The 18,661-nt window shown below is 57.7% G+C and carries 17 protein-coding genes; 15 read left to right on the plus strand and 2 right to left on the minus strand.

Going from position 1 to position 18,661, the window contains the following annotated elements; translation table 11 throughout:
• Window positions 1–3 precede the first annotated feature (3 nt).
• Both B7L15_RS07310 and map read right to left on the minus strand, forming a co-directional pair.
• Window positions 4–2,679, minus strand: a complete 2,676-nt coding sequence (locus B7L15_RS07310; protein ID WP_085918336.1) for a [protein-PII] uridylyltransferase — start codon at window positions 2,677–2,679, stop codon at window positions 4–6.
• Window positions 2,679–3,470 (minus strand): type I methionyl aminopeptidase, encoded by a 792-nt coding sequence (gene map / locus B7L15_RS07315; RefSeq protein ID WP_085918337.1) that lies wholly within the window; start codon window positions 3,468–3,470, stop codon window positions 2,679–2,681. Before map ends, B7L15_RS07310 begins: the two co-directional genes overlap by 1 nt.
• Before the next feature lie 351 nt (window positions 3,471–3,821).
• Between map and rpsB the strand changes: the two genes are divergently transcribed.
• The 15 genes from rpsB to rnhB all read left to right on the plus strand — a co-directional run bounded on the left by rpsB (window position 3,822) and on the right by rnhB (window position 18,642).
• A complete protein-coding gene (gene rpsB, locus B7L15_RS07320) occupies window positions 3,822–4,577 on the plus strand; it encodes a 30S ribosomal protein S2 (RefSeq protein ID WP_085918338.1) in 756 nt (251 codons plus the stop codon).
• 223 nt (window positions 4,578–4,800) lie between these two features.
• Window positions 4,801–5,670, plus strand: coding sequence for a translation elongation factor Ts (tsf, locus tag B7L15_RS07325; RefSeq protein WP_085918339.1), 870 nt, complete (start codon window positions 4,801–4,803; stop codon window positions 5,668–5,670).
• Between the two features lie 123 nt (window positions 5,671–5,793).
• Entirely contained in the window at window positions 5,794–6,582 is a 789-nt protein-coding gene (gene pyrH, locus B7L15_RS07330) for a UMP kinase (protein WP_085918340.1), read from the plus strand.
• On the plus strand, window positions 6,575–7,132 hold the full coding sequence (frr, locus tag B7L15_RS07335; RefSeq protein WP_085918341.1) for a ribosome recycling factor: 558 nt from the start codon (window positions 6,575–6,577) through the stop codon (window positions 7,130–7,132). The genes pyrH and frr overlap by 8 nt, the downstream gene beginning before the upstream one ends.
• Before the next feature lie 90 nt (window positions 7,133–7,222).
• A complete protein-coding gene (uppS, locus tag B7L15_RS07340; RefSeq protein ID WP_085918342.1) occupies window positions 7,223–8,014 on the plus strand; it encodes a polyprenyl diphosphate synthase in 792 nt (263 codons plus the stop codon).
• Window positions 8,007–8,813, plus strand: a complete 807-nt coding sequence (locus tag B7L15_RS07345) for a phosphatidate cytidylyltransferase (RefSeq protein WP_085918343.1) — start codon at window positions 8,007–8,009, stop codon at window positions 8,811–8,813. Before uppS ends, B7L15_RS07345 begins: the two co-directional genes overlap by 8 nt.
• Window positions 8,810–10,006 carry a 1-deoxy-D-xylulose-5-phosphate reductoisomerase gene (gene ispC, locus B7L15_RS07350; RefSeq protein ID WP_085918344.1) on the plus strand — a complete coding sequence of 399 codons (1,197 nt, stop codon included), beginning with the start codon at window positions 8,810–8,812 and terminating at the stop codon, window positions 10,004–10,006. Before B7L15_RS07345 ends, ispC begins: the two co-directional genes overlap by 4 nt.
• A gap of 37 nt (window positions 10,007–10,043) precedes the next feature.
• The gene (rseP, locus tag B7L15_RS07355; protein ID WP_085918345.1) at window positions 10,044–11,402 is read left to right on the plus strand and encodes a sigma E protease regulator RseP; all 1,359 of its coding nucleotides are present in this window, start codon (window positions 10,044–10,046) and stop codon (window positions 11,400–11,402) included.
• A 100-nt stretch (window positions 11,403–11,502) separates the two neighbouring features.
• Entirely contained in the window at window positions 11,503–13,845 is a 2,343-nt protein-coding gene (gene bamA, locus B7L15_RS07360) for an outer membrane protein assembly factor BamA (RefSeq protein WP_369596851.1), read from the plus strand.
• 53 nt (window positions 13,846–13,898) lie between these two features.
• Entirely contained in the window at window positions 13,899–14,405 is a 507-nt protein-coding gene (locus tag B7L15_RS07365; protein WP_085918346.1) for an OmpH family outer membrane protein, read from the plus strand.
• Window positions 14,406–14,459: 54 nt separating this feature from the next.
• The gene (gene lpxD / locus B7L15_RS07370; RefSeq protein ID WP_085918347.1) at window positions 14,460–15,500 is read left to right on the plus strand and encodes a UDP-3-O-(3-hydroxymyristoyl)glucosamine N-acyltransferase; all 1,041 of its coding nucleotides are present in this window, start codon (window positions 14,460–14,462) and stop codon (window positions 15,498–15,500) included.
• A gap of 130 nt (window positions 15,501–15,630) precedes the next feature.
• Window positions 15,631–16,074, plus strand: a complete 444-nt coding sequence (gene fabZ, locus B7L15_RS07375) for a 3-hydroxyacyl-ACP dehydratase FabZ (protein WP_085918348.1) — start codon at window positions 15,631–15,633, stop codon at window positions 16,072–16,074.
• Window positions 16,071–16,838 carry an acyl-ACP--UDP-N-acetylglucosamine O-acyltransferase gene (lpxA, locus tag B7L15_RS07380; protein ID WP_085918349.1) on the plus strand — a complete coding sequence of 256 codons (768 nt, stop codon included), beginning with the start codon at window positions 16,071–16,073 and terminating at the stop codon, window positions 16,836–16,838. The genes fabZ and lpxA overlap by 4 nt, the downstream gene beginning before the upstream one ends.
• Before the next feature lie 12 nt (window positions 16,839–16,850).
• Complete coding sequence (gene lpxB, locus B7L15_RS07385) at window positions 16,851–18,035, plus strand: lipid-A-disaccharide synthase (protein ID WP_085918350.1); 1,185 nt, start codon at window positions 16,851–16,853, stop codon at window positions 18,033–18,035.
• Window positions 18,025–18,642, plus strand: coding sequence for a ribonuclease HII (gene rnhB, locus B7L15_RS07390; RefSeq protein ID WP_085918351.1), 618 nt, complete (start codon window positions 18,025–18,027; stop codon window positions 18,640–18,642). Before lpxB ends, rnhB begins: the two co-directional genes overlap by 11 nt.
• Window positions 18,643–18,661: the final 19 nt, after the last annotated feature.

The raw sequence follows: 18,661 nt of genomic DNA on the forward strand, positions 1-18,661 counted from the left end.
CAATTAAACCCCCAGCACCTCAATCAGGCGTTCACGCAGCTGTTGTTGGCGGTCCGGATCGGTCAGCGGCTCGCCAGCCTTGGTGGTGATAAAGAACACGTCTTCAACGCGTTCACCCAGGGTGGCGATTTTCGCCGCGGAGAGCGCAATGTCCTGCTCCATGAAGATGCGCCCGACGCGGGCCAGAAGCCCCGGCCGGTCAGGGGCGCTGAGCTCCAGCAGTGTGCGGTCGTTGGCGGGATCCTGTTCGATCAGCACCTCGGTGGCGACCCGGAAGTGCTTGAGCTGGCGCGGCGTGTGCCGCGTGACGATGTCGGGATAGTCGTCGGGATCGTCGAGTTCTTCCACCAGGTGCTGGCGCATTTCTTCGATACGCGCTGAGTCGCGGATTGGCTGGCCCTGATTGTCCAGCACGATGAAGGTATTGAGTGTCCAGTCGTTGTTGGACGTCGCGATACGTGCGTCGTGGATCGACAGTCCCAGCTGTTCCATGGCGGCGGCAGTGGCGGCGAACAGGTCGTCCACCGAGCGGGTGTGGATGAACACCTTGGTGCCCCCTTCGGCCATGTCAGCCGTGGGCGCGCTGATTAATACCAGCGGCAACGGCGATGGTTGATGGGCAAGAATTCCCTGGGTCTGCCAGACGATTTCGCTGGGCGCGTACTGCAGGAAATAGTCTTCGCCCAGCGATTCCCATAACCGGTCGATATCGGTTTCATCAACGCCAATCGTTTGCAGTAGTGAACGGGCTTCGGTGCGCGTTTCGCGTACCCAGTCGTCGCGGTCGGGCGGGTTGTTCAGCCCGCGCCGCAGGGCGCGCTTGGTTTCGGCATGCAACTGGCGCAACAGCGACGCCCGCCAGCCGTTCCATAGCGTCGGATTGGTCGCATTGATGTCCGCAACGGTCAGCACATAAAGATAGTCCAGCCGCGTCTCGTTGCGCACTTCCATGGCAAAATCGCGAATCACATCCGGGTCGCTGATGTCGCGCTTTTGCGCGGTCATGGACATCAGTAGATGGTGCTCGACCAACCAGCTGACCAGGTTGGTGTCGTGTTGTGGCACATGATGGCGCTGGCAGAACTGTTCGACGTCCCGGGCGCCGATTTCCGAGTGATCACCACCGCGTCCCTTGCCGATATCGTGAAACAGGCCAGCGATCCAGAGCAGGTCCAGCTTGGGTAACTGCTGCATCAGGGTGGCGGCGACCGGGAAATCGTCCTTGGCCTCCGGCTTGCGGAAGCCGTGCAGGAACTTGAGTAGCCGCAGCGTGTGAGCATCCACGGTATAAATATGAAACAGGTCATGCTGCATCAGACCCACCGCGCGGCCAAATTCGGGCAGGTACTTGCCCAGAATGCCGTAGCGGTTCATGCGCCGCAGTTGGCGTGGAACATTGCCAGGCGCGCGCATGATGGCCATGAAAAGCCGTTGGTGGCGAGGGTCTTCGCGGTAGTGATCGTCGATCTGGTGGCGATGGTCGCGGATCAGGCGGATGGTGTCGGCGCGGACGCCTTCTATTTCAGGGTGCTTGGCCATCAGCAAAAACAGCTCCAGCATGGCCGAAGGCTGTTCCCGGAACAGGTTGCGCGAACGCACCTGAATATAACCGCCCTTGGTTTCAAAACGTTCGTTGAGCTTGACCGTCTCCAGTGCTTCCTTGCCGCGCAGGATGACTTCATCGAAGTGCTGCAGCAGCATGTCGTTAAGCCCGGCCAGGGCGGTTACGTGCCGATAATAGCGTTTCATGAACTGCTCGACCGCCAGGCCTTCGGGGGTGTCGCGAAAGCCGAACATCTCGGCAATGGTGCGCTGATGGTCAAACAGCAGGCGGTCTTCGGCACGGTCGGTGAGCATGTGCAAGGCGTAGCGGACCTGCCACAGAAACGCCTGCCCCTGGCTCAAGATGCGCAGTTCGGCATCGTTCATGAAGCCGTTGGCGACGATATCAGCGTACTGCTCGGTTCCGAAATGGCGCTTGGCGACCCAGCCGATCATCTGGATATCGCGCAGCCCACCGGGCGAGCTTTTGAGGTTCGGTTCGAGATGGTACTCGGAGTTGTTGTAACGGTAGTGACGGGCAATCTGCTCCTGCCACTTGGCTTCGAAAAAGCGGTCGGCCGGCCATACATGCTCGGCGCTGAGCCGTTCGCGCATCTTGTGGCGTAGCGACTCAGGGCCGGCAACCAGGCGGGACTCAAGCAGGTTGGTGATCACCGTGACATCGGCGGCCGCTTCGCGCTCGCAGTCGTTGAGCGAGCGCACGCTATGGCCGATTTCCAGACCGATGTCCCACAAGAAAGTGATGAAGGCGGTCAGCGGCTCCCGGTAGGGGCTGTCGTCGTCGTGTTCCAGCAACAACAGCAGGTCGATGTCCGAATGCGGGTGCAGTTCACCGCGCCCGTAGCCGCCCACGGCCACAAGGGCAACGCCGTCGTCGGGCCAGGCATGCTGTTCCCAGGCGATAGCCAGCAGTTGATCCAGATACCACGCGCGGCCCCGGACCAGATCGCGGATATCGGCGCCGGCTCGAAAGCGTTCGTCCAGGCGCGTCTGGATTTCACCAAGCGCTGCCTTGAACGGCGCGATGGGGGAGCGTGACCCCGCAAGCTCGGTGCGGAACAACTCAAGATCGAACAGCGTGGTGTCGGGTTCGAACCGGTAGTGGTGTAAAAGCATCAATGATTCAAGAAGCTGAAGTCTTCGTCGCCGCGTGCGGTCAGCACGTCAACGCCGGTGTCGGTGACCAGCAGGGTGTGCTCCCATTGCGCCGACAGGCTGCGGTCCTTGGTGATTGCCGTCCAGCCGTCGCGTAACACCTTGGTTTTGTAGCCCCCGACATTGATCATGGGCTCGATGGTGAAACACATGCCCGCTTCCAGGCTGATGTCAGCGCTGGGTGCATAGCCATCGTAATGCAGGAACTGGGGGTCTTCGTGAAATTCAGCGCCGATGCCGTGACCGCAAAAGTCGCGAACAACCGAGTAGCCATTGGCTTCAGCGTGTTTCTGAATCACGCGGGCGAGTTCAGAAAGGCGCACACCGGGTTTGACCTGCTCAATACTTTTATACAGGCATTCCTGGGTAATGCGGCACAGGCGCTCGCCCTGGATGGTCTCGCCGACCACGAACATCACGCTGGAATCGCCGTGGTAGCCAGCGGCTGTGCGCACGGTGATATCCAGGTTCATGATGTCGCCGTTCTTGAGCTTTTTGGCGTCGTCGGGAATCCCGTGGCAGACCACATGGTTGATCGAGGTGCAGGTCGCCTTGGGGAAGCCGTGGTAATTGAGTGGCGCAGGCGTCGACCCCAGCTCGTTGACGATGTACTCGTGGCACAGGCGGTCGATTTCACCGGTGCTGATGCCCGCCTGGACGTGAGGGGTGATCATCTCGATGACGCTGGCTGCCTGGCGTCCAGCTTCGCGCATGTTGTCGATTTCAGAAGGCGTTTTAATGGGAACGTTCATGGATTCTCGATGTTGACTCAGAATGGCAAGTTGAGCGGCAATAAAAGGCCCGCTGAACGGATGACGGCTTCATCTTAACGATGATCTATGGTATAAAGCCGCGCGCTTTCCTGCAATCGTCATCCGCTGCAAACTTTCTGCTGTCGGGGACAATGGAGCATCAAAGCGTTATCACGGCATCGCAGGTTTCGTCGCTTACGGGCGGTTGAACGATGCGGTATTGAACAGCAAGCCTTGAAAACACACATGCACCGGCACATGGTCCCGGGTGCCGCTGGCAGCGTCTGACGATGCCAATGGTCGGATCCATGGGGTGCGTGGAGGCCTAACCCGAGTTTCAGGAGTTTTACCATGTCTCACGTCAATATGCGTGACCTGCTTAAAGCAGGCGCTCACTTCGGTCACCAGACCAAGTACTGGAATCCGAAGATGAGCAAATTCATCTTCGGCGCGCGCAACAAGATTCACATCATCAACCTCGAGCATACACTGCCGGCGCTGAACGAAGCGATCGACGTGGTCGAGAAGATGGCGGCATCCAACAACAAGATTTTGTTTGTTGGCACCAAGCGCAGCGCCAGCAAGATCATTAAGGAAGAAGCCAACCGCGTAAGCCAGCCGTTCGTCAACCATCGCTGGTTGGGCGGCATGCTGACCAACTTCAAGACCATTCGCGTGTCCATCAAGCGTCTGCGCGAACTTGAAGCGATGCACGAAGACGGCACGTTCGAGAAGTTGACCAAGAAAGAAGTTCTGATGGCGACCCGCGAGCAGGACAAGCTCGAGCGCTCCGTAGGCGGTATCAAGAACATGGGCGGCCTTCCGGACGCACTGTTCGTGATTGACGTTGACCACGAGCGTATCGCGATCAATGAAGCCAATAAGCTGGGCATCCCGGTCATCGGTGTGGTGGATACCAACTCCAACCCTGATGGCGTGGACTACGTGATTCCGGGCAACGATGATTCCATCCGCGCTATCCAGATTTACGTAAAAGCGATTGCCGATGCTTGCGCGCGTTCCAAGGAAGGTCGCCCCGACGAGTTCGTCGAAGTGACTGACACCGAAGAAGCCGCTGACGCCGACAGCAGCGCTGCCGCCGAGTAAACCGGTGGTCGATGCGGCGTCGTCACGGGTGCCGCATCATGTTAAGAGGGGGCCTGAGCCCCCTTTTTCCCGCTTTGGGTTAAGGCTTGGAGTGGGCAGTCTTGAGCCGACATCAATGTTGGCAGCGCCATGCAGAGTGAGATCATTCGGTCATGAACCGTTGCGACACTCGGCAAGGCGTTTAACTAACTCTCAGCTAGAACCATTTCAGAGGTGAAATCTCATGGCCGCTATCAGCGCCTCTCAGGTTAAAGATCTTCGCGAACGCACCGGCTTGGGCATGATGGAGTGTAAAAAAGCACTCACCGAAGCGGGTGGCGACATCGACGTTGCCATCGAGAACCTGCGTAAAAGCTCCGGCTTGAAAGCCGCGAAAAAAGCCGGCCGCACCGCTGCGGAAGGCGCCGTTGTAACCCGCGTTGCCGACGATGGCAGCTATGGCGTTATGGTGGAAATCAACTCCGAAACCGATTTTGTGGCTCGCGATGACAACTTCATCGACTTCACCAACAAAATTGCTGACGCCTTCTTTGCCGCGAAAAGCGAAGACGTTGCCGCCGTGATGGACGGTGAGCTGGAAACCGCTCGTGAGCAGTTGGTGCAGAAAATCGGCGAAAACATTGGCGTGCGCCGTGCCGTTGTTGTCGACGCTGTTGACGGTGGCGTGGTCGGTGAATACGTTCACGGTGGCCGTATTGGTGTGCTGACCGTCCTTAAAGGCGGCAATGCCCAGGTGGCGAAAGACGTGGCGATGCACGTTGCCGCCATCAACCCGTCGGTTGCGCATCCGGAGAACATGCCTCAGGAAGAGCTGGACGCCGAAAAAGCGATTATCCTTGCTCAGCCTGATATGGCCGGTAAACCGGAACAGATCGCTGAAAAAATGGTGCAAGGTCGCTTGAAGAAGTACCTGGCAGAAAACAGCCTGACCGAGCAGCCGTTTGTGAAAGACCAGAACCAGACGGTGGCTGAGTATGTCAAAGCGGCAGGCGGTGAAGTGATTGGCTTTACCCGCTTTGGCGTAGGCGAAGGCATCGAGAAAGAAGAAGTCGACTTCGCGAAAGAAGTTATGGAACAGGCTGGCCGTCGCTAAGGTCTGATGTTCCAGCTGTAGGTTGGCGTGCGCGCGAGCGCACGCCTTCGCGTATCCGGCCCCTGCATAATACAAGGGGTGATGCCGCTTGTCGGCGCCAAGGTCTGCCCTAGGAGAATTGCCATGTCGCGTGATGTTCAAGAACCGCTTACCTCCCTGTCTAGCAAATCGAAAACCGACGGTTCCAAGTCGAAATACAAACGTATTTTGCTCAAGCTGTCGGGTGAAGCGCTGATGGGAGAGCATGATTTTGGCATTGACCCGAAGGTGCTGGATCGAATGGCACTGGAAATTGGCCAGCTAGTGGGTATTGGCGTTCAAGTGGGTATCGTCATCGGTGGTGGCAATTTGTTTCGCGGTGCGGCGCTGAATGAAGCCGGTATGGATCGCGTCACCGGTGATCATATGGGCATGCTGGCAACGGTTATGAATGCCCTGGCGATGCGTGATGCGCTGGAACGTTCCAATATTCGCTCGCGAGTGATGTCGGCGATCCCCATGAGCGGGGTGGTCGAGCACTATGATCGGCGTACGGCGATTCGCTATTTGACGTCCGGTGACGTGGTGTTGTTTTCAGCCGGGACCGGCAACCCTTTCTTTACCACTGACTCGGCTGCTTGCCTGCGGGGTATTGAGGTCGATGTCGATGTGGTGATCAAAGCGACCAAGGTCGACGGTGTCTACGATAAAGACCCGGTGAAGCACCCCGATGCCGTCAAATATGAACAACTCACCTACGATGATGCGCTTGATCAAAAGCTCGGCGTCATGGATTTGACCGCTATCTGCCTGGTACGTGACCATGACATGCCAGTGCGGGTGTTTGATATGAACAAGCCTGGTGCCCTGCTAAATTTAGTAGTTGGGGGCAGGGAAGGTACGCTGATAGACAGAGGTTATCCACGTGATTAATGACATTCAGAAAGATGCCGCGGCGCGCATGAAAAAAAGTGTCGAGGCACTGCACAGCAACTTTAACAAGATTCGTACCGGGCGTGCCCATCCGAGCATTCTGGATGCGGTGACCGTGGAATACTACGGTAGTCAGGTGCCGCTGAACCAAGTGGCCTCGGTCAACGTTGAAGACGCGCGTACACTGACGATCTCCCCCTGGGAGCAGAGCATGGTGCAGAAAATCGAGAAGGCCATCATGACCGCCGATCTGGGTCTCAACCCGGCCAGTGCGGGCAACGTGATTCGCGTGCCGATGCCGATGCTCACCGAAGAGACGCGCAAGGGCTATATCAAGCAGGCTCGCAGCGAGGCGGAGCATGCCCGTGTTGCGGTGCGCAACGTACGCCGCGATGCCAACGGTGATTTCAAGTCATTGCTAAAAGATAAAGAAATTACCGAAGACGATCAACGTGAAGGCGAAGATGCGATTCAAAAGCTGACCGACAAGTATATCGCTGAGATCGACCAGGCACTTGCTGCGAAAGAGCACGACCTGATGCAGGTGTAAGAAGCGGATGTTCACGCCGCGGGCAGCAGGGCTGCCCGCTCAGCCATCTTTGAGTGGCTTTTCTATGATTGATCTTTGGTGCAAGCATTCATGACGTCACCGCAGCTCCCCGGACAACGACCGGACGATGCCAACGCGATGGAGGTGGAGCAGGATTCGTTGCCGTCCCATGTGGCGATTATTATGGACGGTAATAATCGCTGGGCGCGTGCGCGAGGTCTGTCAGGCGCGCGCGGGCATCGCGCAGGCGTAGAGGCCGTCAGGGCGGTTATTCAGCGTGCCGCCGAGCGTGGGGTGCAAACGCTTAGCCTGTTCGCTTTCTCGAGCGAGAACTGGAAGCGGCCAGCAACGGAAGTCAATGCGCTGATGGAGCTTTTTCTGATGGCCCTCAAGCGAGAGGTCAAGAAGCTGCATGAGCGTAATATCCGCCTGTCGATTATCGGCGAGCAGCGTGGTTTTTCCCATGCGATTCAGAAGCATATTCAGCGTGCCGAATCGTTGACCGCCAACAATACCGGTATGCATCTGGTGATTGCCGCGAATTATGGCGGCCAATGGGATATTGCTCAGGCGGCCCGCCGACTGGCTGAACAGGCGGTTGCAGGGGAGATTTCCCCATCCGCTATCGACGAAGTCCAGGTGGACCAGGCGATGGGTGAGGGTGCTTATGTTCCACCTATCGACTTGTGTATTCGAACCAGCGGTGAACAACGGCTTTCGAATTTCATGCTCTGGCAACTGGCTTACGCCGAGCTGCACTTTTCGCCGTTACTCTGGCCCGATTTCCATGCCCAGGCCTTTGATGATGCCCTGGCTGATTTCTGTCGCCGGCAGCGTCGCTTCGGCATGACCGACGAGCAGTTAGAGGCCCAGGGTGCTTAAGCAACGAGTGATAACCGCGGTCTGGCTAGCACCTGTGGTGCTGGTCGGCCTGTTCGGTCTGCAGGGTGAAAGCTATGCCCTTTTCACGGCCTTCGTCATGCTGCTGGGTGCATGGGAGTGGACCAATCTCGCCGGCGTGATTCAACCGTTGAGGCGTGCCGCACTGGTCGCCGGTTGTGCCGTCCTGATGCTGGTGATGTGGACCAGTGGCGCCACCCATGCCCAATGGCCGCTATGGCTTGCCGCGGCAGGCTGGCTTCTCAATCTGGTATGGGTCACCCGCTACCCAGGCCTGGCGGCACAGTGGCATTCTACTCCAGGCCGTTTATTGATGGGGCTTTGGGTGCTGTTGCCGTGTTGGGTAGGGTTCAATATTCTGCGCGAGACCGGGGCCGTGTGGCTGCTGTTCGTACTGCTGCTTGTCTGGTCGGCGGATATTGGCGCTTACTTCGCGGGGCGCCGATGGGGAAAGCGCAAGCTGGCACCCCGGGTCAGCCCCGGTAAATCGTGGGAAGGCGTGATGGGCGGTATGGCGGCCACGGCCCTTTTGGCGATTGGATTCGCGTTCACGCTGTCGCTGGGATTGGCCGAAGGTGTGGCCCTGGTGGCGGTTACGCTGCTGGTCACGTTAATCTCTGTGTTGGGCGATTTACTGGAGAGCATGCTCAAGCGCTACCGCGACGTGAAAGATTCAAGCCAGCTGCTGCCGGGACATGGCGGCGTGCTGGACCGCATTGACAGCCTGACGGCGGCGATTCCGCTGTTTGCGCTGCTCTATCTACAGGTGCTGGGCCTATGACCTCGATAACCACACGGCGTGTAACGGTGCTGGGCTCCACCGGCTCCATCGGTACCAGTACGCTCGATGTCATCGCCCGTCACCCTGATCGTTATCAGGTGCATGCGTTAACCGCACATACCTCAAAAGAAACGCTGCTCAGCCAGTGCCTTCGCTTTCGCCCTGCCGTTGCGGTACTTGCCAATGAGGCGGATGCTCGTTGGCTGCGCGCTGAGTTGCGCCGGGCAAGCCAATCCACCGAGGTCATGGTGGGGCCGGAAGCGCTATGCGATGTGGCTCGTGATGCCAGTGTCGATATTGTCATGGCAGCGATTGTTGGTGCGGCAGGCTTGTTGCCCTCGCTTGCGGCGGCAGAAGCGGGTAAGCGGGTGCTACTGGCCAATAAGGAAGCGTTGGTGATGAGTGGAGCGCTCTTCATGAAGGCGGTCGCTCGCTCCGGGGCCACGCTATTACCCATTGATTCCGAACATAATGCGATCTATCAGTGTCTACCTCCAGAGCATCGTGGAGGCCTTTCGCGCCACGGTGTATCGCAATTGCTGCTGACGGCCTCAGGTGGGCCTTTCCGGACCTGGAGTGAGGCGGCAATTGCTCAGGTCACGCCCGAACAGGCCTGTGCGCATCCCAACTGGTCGATGGGGCGTAAGATATCGGTGGACAGCGCCACCTTGATGAATAAAGGGCTGGAGCTGATTGAGGCCTGCTGGCTGTTTGATGCCCGCCCTGACCAAATTCAGGTTGTCGTGCACCCGCAAAGTGTCATTCATTCGATGGCGGCTTATCAGGACGGCTCCGTGCTTGCGCAGTTGGGCAATCCCGATATGCGTACCCCCATCGCGTATGGACTGGCGTGGCCAGACAGAATCGAGGCGGGCGTTGAAGCGCTGGACCTTTTTCAGGTGGCGCGGCTCGATTTTGAAACAGCGGATGAAGCGCGCTTTCCGTGCCTGCCACTGGCCCGCGAAGCGATGCGCAGTGGTGGTTTGGCGCCTGTCGTGCTTAATGCCGCCAATGAAGTGGCGGTCGAAGCTTTCTTGAATCACCGATTGGGTTTTCTGGGCATCGGTCAGCTGGTCGAAGAGGCGTTGTCCTCGCCTATCGATGGGTCTGCCGATTGCCTTGAGAGTATTTTATGGGCCGATCAACGCGCACGTCAGCGTGCAGCTGGATGGTTGGCGCGTTGGTCCGCCTAGTCTTAGCCCGGCTGAGGCGCATATCGAGGAGTACCCTGTGGGCCTGATACAAAACATTTTAGCGGTGATCGTGGTATTGGGGCTGCTGGTGACCTTCCACGAATTTGGTCACTTTTGGGTGGCGCGTCGCTGCGGGGTCAAAGTACTGCGCTTTTCGGTTGGGTTTGGCAAGCCTCTGTGGTCGCGGGTTGACCGCCACGGTACCGAGTTTGCGATTGCCGCCATCCCGCTTGGCGGGTACGTCAAGATGCTCGACGAACGCGAGGCACCGGTACCTGACGAACAGCTCGATCAGGCATTTAACCGTAAAAGTGTCTGGCAGCGTATTGCAGTAGTGGCGGCGGGGCCTGTTGCCAACTTCCTGCTGGCGATTGTCGCCTATTGGGCGTTGTTTGTGGCGGGCACAACCGCCGTTGCGCCGATGGTCGGGGAAACCGTGCCGAACTCCCCTGCCGCCGAAGCGGGGCTGGCCCACGGGGACGAGATTACCGCGATTCAGGGTGAAGCCGTCAGCAACTGGGAGGCGGTCAACCTGAAACTGGTGTCGATGATCGGCTTCACTGGAGAGCTAACCATTGAAGCTCGGCCTCAGGGTGAGAGCAACGCGGTGGCTTACCAACTTTCGCTACGCGATTACATGACCCGTCAGGATCCGCCGCAACCACTGGAAACACTGGGTTTGACCCCCTGGCAGCCCGATGTCCCGGCCACGCTTGGCCAGGTAATTGAGGGCGAGGCGGCCGCCGAGGCGGGTTTACAGGTGGGTGACCGCATTATCGCGGTGGATGAACAGCCCATTGCGGACTGGATGGATTTCGTCAACGTCATCCGTGGTAGCCCCGATGAGGCATTGACGGTTGCCGTTGAACGAGACGGCCAACGGCTAACCACCACTTTGACCCCCAGTCGCAACAGTCTGGAGACCGGCGTTGAAATTGGGTACATTGGTGCGGGTGCCGAGCCTGTCGAATGGCCTGAAGAGTATCAGCGCGAGATACGCTATGGCCCATTGGAAGCTGTAGGGCAGTCACTGTCGCGCACAGCAGACATGACATTGTTGACCGTTGATGCCATTCGCAAGATGCTGGTAGGGCTGATATCGCCGTCCAATCTGTCTGGTCCTGTGACAATTGCCCAGATTTCAGGGGATTCCGCACGGGCGGGGCTGGAAGCATTTGTCAGCTTTCTGGCGTATCTTTCCATCAGCCTCGGGGTATTGAACTTGCTGCCTATCCCTGTGCTGGATGGGGGGCATCTGCTTTATTATTTTCTGGAGATCGTGCGCGGGCGGCCGGTCTCCGAGCAAACCCAAGCCATCGGCTTACGTATCGGGCTTGCCATGGTGGGCACCCTGATGCTGATGGCTCTGTACTTTGATCTGATGCGCCTTTGGTAACGACGCGTGTAGTGCCTAGGATGCCTTGTCATCTGCCTGCACAAATGTATATGGTGCCTGTTTGAATGCATAGGCAGACCAACGCGAGCGAAATGACTGCATGAAAATCAAGACCTTTGGAATGGCGGTACTCTTGCTGGCGGGCGCCAGCGGTGCCCAGGCACAATCCTTTGATGTTTCGGACATTCGTGTGGAAGGACTGCAGCGGGTTTCCGCCGCCTCGGTCTTTAATGCGTTTCCTGTCAGCGCCAATGACCAGGTGAGCGAAAGCGAACTGGCAGCGGCGGCGCGGCAACTTTTCGAAACCGGGTTGTTTGAAGACGTATCGCTCGCCCGGGAAGGCGATGTGCTCGTGATACAGGTTGTCGAGCGCCCCACCATTACCCAGTTGAACATCAGCGGTAACGAGCAAATCTCGGAAGATGACCTGCGGCGTGGGCTGACGGAAGCAGGTCTGGCGGAAGGCGAGGTGCTTCAACTCTCGACGCTCGAGGAAATGGAGCGTGAGCTGGAAGGTGTTTACCAATCCCAGGGCCGTTATAGTGCAGGTATCGACACTGAGGTCGAGGAAATCGATGAAGGGCGCGTGCGTGTCAATATCAATATCAACGAAGGCGAAGTCGCCAAGATCCGCCAGATAAACATCGTCGGCAACGAGGCTTTCGACGATGAAACGCTGCTGGATCTTTTCGAGCTCGAAGATCGCCCTGGCTTCTGGTTTGGCTGGTTTTCCAGCGATGAGTACTCCCGTGAAGCGTTGTCAGGCGATATCGAACGTCTGCGGTCTTATTACCTGGATCGCGGCTATGTCAACTTCGACGTGACCTCTACGCAAGTATCGATCGGGGCCGACAAGTCAGAGATATTCATAACGCTCAATGTCAACGAAGGCCAACAGTACCGCGTCGGCGATGTGCGTTTCAGAGGTGACCTGGAAATCAGTGAGCAGGAGGCCCGGGACCTGCTCACCATTGAGCGTGGCGAGATATTCTCGCGTCAGGACCTCAATGCCTCGACCGAGGCGCTACGTCAACGCCTTGGCGCAGAAGGTTTTGCCTTTGCTGATGTTCAGGGCGTGCCTGAGGTGGCCGGTGACGGTGAGACGGTCGATCTGGTGATTAACGTCGATCCGGGGCAGCGTGCCTATGTACGACGTATCGAGTTTGTCGGTAATACGACCACCGATGATGAAGTGTTGCGCCGGGAAATGATCCAGATGGAAGGCGCTCCTGCTTCCACGGAGTCGATTACCCAGTCACGTCAACGCCTCGAGCGATTAGGCTTTTTCAGTCAGGTTGAAGTCGATACCGAGCGGGTCCCGGGCGAGCCCGACAAGCTGGACGTCACCTACAACGTTGAAGAGCAACCGTCGGGCTCTGTGTCAGCCAGCGTCGGCTTTTCGCAAAGCGCTGGGGTGATATACGGGGCGTCGCTGTCGCAGAATAATTTCCTGGGTACCGGTAACCGAGTCAACATTGGCGCTCAGCGGAGTGACACCTTCACCAGCGTGAACTTCGGTTTCACCGACCCTTACTGGACGCTTGACGGTATTTCACGAGGCTATAACGTCTTCTACCGTGAAACCGACTACGAAGATTCCGATATCTCGACCTACTCCACGGATGCGTATGGTGCCGGTATCAACTTCGGCTATCCGGTCAGTGAGCTATCGCGGCTGAACTTTGGCGCCAGCGCCGAAGACTTAACGGTAAAAACCTACTTTGATACCGCCTCTGAAATTCGTCGTTATGTTCAGGATGAGGGAAAGGATGCGCAAACCCTGAAGCTGAACGCCAACTGGACGCGCAATAACCTTAATCGCGGTATCATGCCCACGGCGGGAAGCTACCAGCGTGTCGCCATCGAAACCGGTGCACCTGGCAGCGACACGCAATACTACAAAGCCAGTGCCCGAGCACAGCAGTTATTCGCGCTCAACGATGCATGGTCGTTGAAATTTACCGGTGATCTTGGCTACGCCGATACGATAGGCGATGACCCGTATCCGTTCTACGAAAACTTCTACGCCGGGGGTCTGGGGTCCGTGCGCGGGTTTACCTCCAACACCCTCGGGCAGCGGACGACGCCGGCGCGAGAAGGTGGGCGAGATCGTACCCTGGGCGGTAACGTGCTCGTCGAAGGTAGCGCCGAAATTATTTTCCCGCTTCCGTTTGTGGAAAATCAGAACTCTTTGCAGACATCGCTGTTCTTAGATGCGGGTAATACGTTTCTGTCATCCTGCTATGACGTGCTCGATGAAGATGCCAGCCGCCAACGCTGTAATTCAGGGGTTGATCTTGGCGATCTACGCTACAGCGCCGGGGTGGGGCTATCCTGGCTGACGCCGGTAGGTCCGTTGACCTTTGCGGTGGCTGAGCCTCTCAATGAAGAGAGTGGCGATGACACCCAGTTCTTCCAGTTCTCGTTAGGCCAGTCATTCTAACGTGTTGAGATGCGCCGTCAGGCGCATCCGTTTTACAAAAAGGAGTTATGACCATGCTTAAGCTCACTAGGGTCGTTTGTCTATTGGGTGCCATGGTGTTATCTGCTCAGGCTCAGGCAGACGAAGTGGCTGTTCTTGACTGGCGTGCGGCATTGATGAACAGCGATTCCGCTCAATCATCGATCAGCCGACTGGAAAGCGAGATTGGTAACCAGCAGCGTGAAGCTGAAAGCCTGGGCAGCGAATTGCAGGGCTTACAGGAACGCTTGCAGACCGAGGGCGAGACGATGTCCGAGGCACAACGCGAGTCGCTGATTGCTGAATTGCAGGAAAAAGGTCGTCGATTTGAGCAGTTACGCCAGCAAATTGGTCAGGCGCAGCAACGCTCAGAGCAACAGTTTCTTGAGGGCGCCGAAGCCAAACTGGAACAGGCGGTTGAACAAGTGATTGATCGACATGGTATTGAAGTCTTGGTTGAGCCCCAAGGCGTGCTGCATTCATCCAGAGATTTACCCAACGTGACGGATGAAGTCACGCAGATTTTTAACTCGCTCAACTAAAATACCCATAATGCTCGGTGCGGCTCAGCCGCACCAAAGGTTCCTTGGCCGCCCATGACCCACGCTTCTCACGACCTGACCCTTGCGGATATTGCCCGCCATTTGAATGTTACCTTCGAGGGTGACGGGAGCCAGCCCATCAGAGGCTTGGCGACGCTTAAAGACGCCCAGGCAGATCAGGTGGCTTTTCTGGCTAATCGCGCCTACCTGAAAGATCTGGCCATGACGCAGGCAGGGGCGGTTCTGCTCCACCCTGAGCATGGCAAAAGCTGCCCGGTGCCACGCCTGGAAATCGATAATCCATATTTGGGTTATGCCACACTCTCCCAGCTTTTTGACCCGTTACCTGCCCGTGATGTGCCGGGAATACACCCAAGTGCGGTTGTTGCTGAAAGCGTTTCGCTCGGGGATGGCGTCAGTGTGCAGGCCAATGCGGTCATCGAGGAAGGGGTGGTGCTGGGTGACGACGTGGTCATTGGCGCGGGCAGTCTAGTGGGCGCCGACAGTATTATCGGCGAGGGGACGCGTTTACATGCCAACGTCACCGTGTGTCATGGCGTCGTGATAGGCAAGCGTGTCATCCTGCAGAGCGGCTGTGTGATTGGCGGAGATGGGTTTGGCTTTGCCCACGATGGCGGCAAGTGGCACAAGATTGCTCAATTGGGCGGTGTGGTGCTCGGCGATGACGTCGAGGTCGGTAGTTGCTCAAGCATTGACCGGGGGGCGCTGGGCAATACCGTGATCGGTAATGATGTGAAGATCGACAGCCAAGTGCAGATTGCCCATAACGTCACGGTCGGCGATCACAGCGCACTAGCTGGCTGCGTGGGTATCGCCGGTTCAACCCATGTGGGGCGGCACTGCATGCTGGGTGGAGGCGTTGGCCTTTCAGGCCACCTGACGATCTGCGATGGTGTCCAGGTGACCGGAATGAGTCTGGTGACCAACTCTATCCACGAACCCGGCGTTTATTCTTCCGGCACCGGCGCCATGGGCAATGCCCAATGGCGAAAAAATGCCGTCCGTTTCAAACAGCTTGATGAGATTGCCAAGCGTTTGTCTCGTTTGGAAAAAAATCATCGCGGCCAATCGTGACTGTGTGAATATGGCAGTGGGCCGGTTGAGGCTCATCCGCAGCGCGTTATAATCCACTGCCTTTTGATCGGCCTGTGTGCCGATGTTTGCCTGATGTACCAGGTGTTTTGTCTTTTTAGAGGTCGCTACGATGGTTATGGATATTAACGAAATTCGCGAGTACTTGCCGCACCGCTACCCGTTTTTGCTGGTTGACCGGGTAACGCAGTTGACCAAGGGCGAATCCATCGTTGCGTATAAAAACGTCAGCATTAACGAGCCGTTTTTTAACGGTCATTTTCCCCACCATCCCATCATGCCGGGTGTCCTGGTGATAGAAGCGTTGGCTCAGGCCTGCGGTATTCTAGGGTTTAAAACGGTTAACAAACTTCCCGCCGATGGCTATGTGTATTACCTGGTGGGTAGTGATAAAGTACGTTTCAAGCGCCCGGTAATGCCTGGCGACCAGATGATGCTCGAAGCCGATGTTATCCGTGGCAAACGGGGCATCTGGAAATTCGCCTGCCGTGCAACGGTGGATGGTGAACTGGCCTGCGAAGCAGAGATTATTTGTGCTGAGAGGAAAGTAGCTTGATACATCCTACCGCCCTTGTTGATCCCGCCGCGCAGCTTGCTGACGACGTTGAGGTTGGCCCTTTTAGTGTGATTGGCCCGGATGTCACCATTGGTGCGGGGTCGGTTGTCGGTCCCCATGTGGTGATCAAGGGACCGACTAGCCTCGGTGAGCGCACGCGCATTTTCCAGTTTGCCTCTGTGGGCGAGGATTGTCAGGATAAAAAGTACGCAGGCGAGCCAACGCGCCTGGTGATGGGTGATGATAACGTCATTCGCGAAGGTGCCACGCTGCACCGCGGCACGGTTCAGGACCGTGGTGAAACTACCATCGGGTCGCGCAACCTGATCATGGCGTATGTGCATGTGGGCCACGATTGCGTGATTGGCGATGACTGTATTCTGGCCAACCAGGTCACATTGGCCGGTCACGTGACAGTCGGCAATTTTGCCATTCTGGGCGGATTGGCGGCGATCCATCAGTTTTGCTATTTCGGCGACCATGCCATGGCAGGCGGGGGCTCAATCATCACCAAGGATACGCCCGCGTATGTGATGATCAACGGCAATCCTGCTGAAGCCCGCGGTCTCAACCTTGTGGGTTTGAAACGACGTGGTTTCAGCAGCGAAGCCATCAACGCCCTGAGTGCTTCCTACAAATTGGTGTACCGGCAAGGCTTGACCGTTGAGCAGGCACTTGCCGAAATGCGTAGCCGCTTCCCAATTCCTGAAGTGTCCCACTTCGCTGATTCCATTGAGCGTTCAACACGCGGCATTACCCGCTAACCGGCGGTTTTCATGCAACCACAGCGCATTTACCTGGTAGCAGGCGAGCTTTCCGGCGATATCCTCGGCGCGGGGCTGATGCGCGAACTCAATGCACGCCACCCGGGTGTTGAGTTTCGCGGCATCGGCGGCCCGCGCATGGAGGCTCAGGGACTCACTAGTCGCTTCCCCCTCGAAACCCTGTCAGTGATGGGGCTGGTGGAAGTCATCAAGCACTTGCCTGAGCTTCTTCGCGTACGCCGGACGCTACGTGAAGAAGCCATCGCCTGGCAGCCCGATATCATGATCGGCATCGACGCCCCCGACTTCAATATCGGCCTTGAGAAGCAGCTTCGCGAAACGGGCATAACGACGGCGCATTATGTCAGTCCGTCGGTATGGGCGTGGCGGCAACGCCGGGTAAAAAAGATTGCCAGAGCCGTGGACGGCATGCTGACGCTGTTGCCCTTTGAAGCGGCTTTCTATCGCCGTCATCAGGTGCCGGTTGCTTTCGTGGGTCACCCGCTAGCCGATGAACTGCCGCTCGAGAACGATCGGTCAAGCATCCGTCAATCACTTGGTCTGGACGAGCAGGCGCCGGTACTGGCGCTGCTACCCGGGTCAAGGGGCAATGAGATACGCTTTTTAGGCGCGACCTTCTTGCAAGCGGCCGAGACGCTCTGCCAACAGCATCGCACACTCCAGGTGGTGATTCCGGCGGCCAGCGCACAGCGACGTGACGAAATTGATCAGCTCTTGGACGTCTATCCAGCGCTTGGCGAACGCGTGGTGTTACTCGATGGTCAGGCCCGCGAGGCGATGGTAGCAAGTGATGCCGTACTGTTGGCGTCAGGCACCGCTGCGCTGGAGGCCATGCTGTGCCACCGCGCCATGGTGGTGGCCTACAAAATGGCTCCGGTGACGCACTGGCTGGCCAAGCGGCTGGTCAAGACATCCTGGGTGTCATTACCCAACCTGATTGCTCAGCAGTCGATTGTGCCTGAACTGATACAGGACGATGCCTCACCCGAGGCGATTGCCGAGCAGCTCAGCGCGTTATTGACCGACGATGCGGGTCGGCACGCATTGGAAGCCCGCTTTGCCTCAATGCACCAGGCGCTTCAGCGGAATGCCAGCCGCCGAGCGGCAGATGCCATCGACGCGCTGGTCGCCGGTCAGCCATTAGCCGTACAGGATGACAGCATCGATGGGTGTTAAAGCAATCGATTTTCCACCACTGCAGATTGACTATGCCGGTGAGCGCCTGGCGGGGGTCGATGAAGTGGGCAGGGGGCCGCTGGTAGGCAGTGTGGTAGCCGCCGCCGTGATCCTTGATCCTGCCAGGCCCATCGATGGTCTGACCGACTCCAAAAAGCTGACGGCGCGCAGGCGGGAAGCACTGGATAACTTGATTCGCGAGCATGCACTGGCGTTTACGGTGGCCGAGGCCAGCGCCGCCGAGGTGGACCAGCTCAATATTTATCATGCCACGCACCTGGCCATGCGACGAGCCATCGATGGTCTCGCTCCGGCGGCTGAGTACTTGCTGGTGGACGGAAATCGGCTGCCGGGTCATGTGCTACCCGGTCAGGCGGTCGTCAAAGGCGATGCCCGGCATCCGGCAATAGCGGCGGCGTCTATTTTGGCCAAGGTTGCCCGGGATGCCCAGATGGTTGCCCTGGATATGCGCTATCCTGAGTATGGGTTTGCGCGCCACAAGGGCTATCCAACCCGAGAGCATCTATCAGCGCTTGCGGTTCATGGACCATTAGCCGACCATCGACGAAGCTTTGCGCCGGTGCAGCGCCAGTTAGCACTGCTGTAGCCTTTCTATTTACTCAGCG

The sequence above is a fragment of the Halomonas sp. CSM-2 genome (assembly GCF_002119345.1).
Classification (GTDB): domain Bacteria; phylum Pseudomonadota; class Gammaproteobacteria; order Pseudomonadales; family Halomonadaceae; genus Vreelandella; species Vreelandella janggokensis.

Coding starts and splice junctions, on each gene's coding strand:
- ispC (WP_085918344.1), top strand. CDS start 8,810: ATGACCTCGATAACCACACGGCGTGTAACGGTGCTGGGCTCCACCGGC.
- pyrH (WP_085918340.1), top strand. CDS start 5,794: ATGTCGCGTGATGTTCAAGAACCGCTTACCTCCCTGTCTAGCAAATCG.
- tsf (WP_085918339.1), top strand. CDS start 4,801: ATGGCCGCTATCAGCGCCTCTCAGGTTAAAGATCTTCGCGAACGCACC.
- bamA (WP_369596851.1), top strand. CDS start 11,503: ATGAAAATCAAGACCTTTGGAATGGCGGTACTCTTGCTGGCGGGCGCC.
- fabZ (WP_085918348.1), top strand. CDS start 15,631: ATGGTTATGGATATTAACGAAATTCGCGAGTACTTGCCGCACCGCTAC.
- lpxB (WP_085918350.1), top strand. CDS start 16,851: ATGCAACCACAGCGCATTTACCTGGTAGCAGGCGAGCTTTCCGGCGAT.
- B7L15_RS07310 (WP_085918336.1), bottom strand. CDS start 2,679: ATGCTTTTACACCACTACCGGTTCGAACCCGACACCACGCTGTTCGAT.
- rnhB (WP_085918351.1), top strand. CDS start 18,025: ATGGGTGTTAAAGCAATCGATTTTCCACCACTGCAGATTGACTATGCC.
- uppS (WP_085918342.1), top strand. CDS start 7,223: ATGACGTCACCGCAGCTCCCCGGACAACGACCGGACGATGCCAACGCG.
- B7L15_RS07365 (WP_085918346.1), top strand. CDS start 13,899: ATGCTTAAGCTCACTAGGGTCGTTTGTCTATTGGGTGCCATGGTGTTA.
- map (WP_085918337.1), bottom strand. CDS start 3,470: ATGAACGTTCCCATTAAAACGCCTTCTGAAATCGACAACATGCGCGAA.
- lpxD (WP_085918347.1), top strand. CDS start 14,460: ATGACCCACGCTTCTCACGACCTGACCCTTGCGGATATTGCCCGCCAT.
- rpsB (WP_085918338.1), top strand. CDS start 3,822: ATGTCTCACGTCAATATGCGTGACCTGCTTAAAGCAGGCGCTCACTTC.